This is a genomic window from Aquitalea sp. LB_tupeE (assembly GCF_013391415.1).
Classification (GTDB): domain Bacteria; phylum Pseudomonadota; class Gammaproteobacteria; order Burkholderiales; family Chromobacteriaceae; genus Aquitalea.
This window is the reverse complement of the sequence record NZ_JACAXB010000053.1, coordinates 1-2,690: the sequence shown is the minus strand read 5'-3', so window position 1 is coordinate 2,690 and position 2,690 is coordinate 1. Positions and strand designations below refer to the sequence as shown.

The window sequence follows — 2,690 nt, the reverse complement described above, 5'->3', positions numbered from 1 at the left end:
GCTTTACTGCAGCGGGGTGAATGCCCCGCTGCTTCTACTATGCGAAGGCTGTAACCTGTACTGGTAGCAGACTTTGGTTGCTACTAATTCGCAGCAGCTCCGATGTCAACTGGTCGGCCATAGCGGTCGGTTACCCCATTTCGCCAGAGCATCTGCTCAAGGCCACATATCTGCCACTCTGTTAGATATCAGACCGAAAAAATACCGGCCATGCCGGCATGGCCAGCAAAACAGGATTACTTCACATAACCTGTTTTAAGTGGACAAATCCAATCTAAACGATTATTTCGTGCCGCAAGTTCAGCCGCCGTATCCCAATCGTATTCGATAGCCAGCAACTGCGATGACCAGCCGGTAGTGCTTCGTTCAACGATTGCATAGCGTGCATGTGGCGAGCCCGTTTCCATGCGATGCAGATATGGATGTTCGTCTTCATATGCCTGCAAGCCAACGCTACCTGGGTTGACGATGAGTCGGCCATCATCCAGCCTGACCGAGCGCGGTAGGTGAGTATGGCCGCAGAGAATCAAGGATGCATCGATGTGTGCAAGCCGCTGCGCCACTTCATGTTTCATTGCAGAGCGACAACCGGACGCAGTAACTACTTCCAGCAGATAGGTCAGGTCGCTATCTGGCGTACCATGCATCATCAATACATCGTCAAACAGGCGTAGTGATTCCGGCAGACCGGCCAACCAATGCGTGTGCTTGGGCTGTAGTAGCGAATAGGCCATTTTGTCCGATGGGCCCATGCGAGTGGGGTCTCCAGCAAGTACTTGCCTTTCATGATTACCACGAATTGTCGGGAGATTGAGTGCCATCAAACGATCTGCTGTTTCTACCGGTTGCAGCGCGCCTGACAGGATATCGCCAAGGTTTACGATGAGATCGACATCTCGTTGGGCAATGTCATGCAATATGGCGTCAAGTGCGCCAAGATTGCCGTGGATATCAGATAAAACTGCAATTTTCATTGAGTGATTCCGAATAAATGCTCAGCCAAAGCGGAAGTTGCTTTCTCTTTGCGCAACCGTCCAACCAGTCAGCGGACTCTAGTCCGAACCAGGTGACACTCAATGTATGCGTGCTTTCGACCCGTAGCAGAAGGTCGTTTCCTCGAAAAGCGGACCACCAGTTAGATATTTTCGCCCTCAAAGTAATCAGAGTCTATGCGTTTGATTTCGAAGGCACTCATGGGTGACACACCAACATTGTGATCAACCATTAGTGTGGCAAGTTGCTCGCCATTGATGAGGATAATTTTGGAGGTGATGATGTTCGCGTACTCTTCTGCTTCACGAGAAAAGTTTGACGTTGTAATGAAAACTCCTTTGTTCGCGCGCTGCCCTTGAAGGGCCCCCGCGAACTTCTGAATTTCTGGCCTGCCAACAGTACCTTCCCAGCGTTTGGCCTGGATGTAGATGACGTCCAATCCAAGCTTGTCTTCCTTGATGATTCCGTCGATGCCACCATCCCCACTTTTGCCAATGGCTCGCCCCGCGTCGCGTCGAGAGCCACCGTAACCCATGGAGACGAGAAGGTCGATCACTAGCCTTTCGAAGAACGCAGGTGTTGATCCTTTGACCTGCTCAAGAAGTTCAAACTCAAGGTTGCTTCTCAGTCGCTGGTATGCCTGAGAGAACAGCTCTTCGGGCGTCGAGTCCGTGGGATTTTCGGTGGTTTTGACAAGCGGAGCTTGTTCATTCTGAGTCTCGGCCCTTGACGTGTCTCTCGTCTCACTGCGCCGAAGTTTGAAGTCAAGAAATTCTTGGTACTGTTCCAATGTTGAGTTGTCGATCCGCTGCGGATTTTTTGCAAGCAGCGCTCGGCCTCTTTCTGAAATGTGAAACACACCCCTCTTGCGGGACTCGATTAGCGCCGCTTGTTTAAGGTAGGTTCTGGCCCAGCCTACTCGGTTATCAAAAAGGGGGGCGGTGCCACTCGGTAGCATGACGTTCCGGTCTTCGTCCGAGAGCGCAAATTCTTGGGCGAGCGATTCCACCGCATCCCTGAAGCGATGTTCTTGCCCATCACCTGCGATTTGGAGAAATGGCAGCATAAGCGTTTGATAGTCTGGAATCGGCATGGTGTAATTTGAAATGTCTAACCGTGATTAGACGAACCCAGCGGGTTCGCATATTAATAGATATTGCTGACAATAATTATGTCTTTGGAATTCGTTGTCTGGCAAGAATTCGCCTTTTAGCGTGTCTGTATATTGATGCTTTACACCGGACAGTTTGTGGTGTTGCCCAAGGTCTCAACGACAGCTTTGGGAAGAAATGGGAAATGGCCGCTTCTGGCCGATAGCAGTCATGCTATCACATTGTCATGCAAGACTGCTTTGGCCGAACTACCGCCAACCAGGTAGCCTCACCGGCTGTTGGTCGGCCAAAGCAGTCTCTAGCAAGAGCGAAAAAATGTGACTGCTTTAAATTTAAAAGCAGTCACAAATGTATCCGGCAAATGAGAGGCGACTGATTGGGTCAGGCCTGTTTTATTACGGTGCTCGACTATCTATCGAGTACTTCCTGCAGATTAGCAGCAAAGCGGCTGCGCATGTCATTCAGGATTTCCTCATCCGGTCCCATGGCACTATAAAACGCTAGCGGAGCTCGGTACTTCATTCCCACATACAGTGCGGAGGCCTTCATCGGTGATAGCACTTCGTCCATTGTGGCCTGAATCAG

At 50.6% G+C, this 2,690-nt stretch carries 2 protein-coding genes; both read right to left on the bottom strand.

The genetic code is table 11. The features are described from left to right. Window positions 1-236: 236 nt before the first annotated feature. Window positions 237-974, bottom strand: a complete 738-nt coding sequence (locus HWX34_RS20955; RefSeq protein ID WP_178974136.1) for a metallophosphoesterase — start codon at window positions 972-974, stop codon at window positions 237-239. 161 nt (window positions 975-1,135) lie between these two features. After that, a complete protein-coding gene (locus HWX34_RS20950; protein WP_178974133.1) occupies window positions 1,136-2,086 on the bottom strand; it encodes a restriction endonuclease in 951 nt (316 codons plus the stop codon). Between the last annotated feature and the right edge of the window lie 604 nt (window positions 2,087-2,690).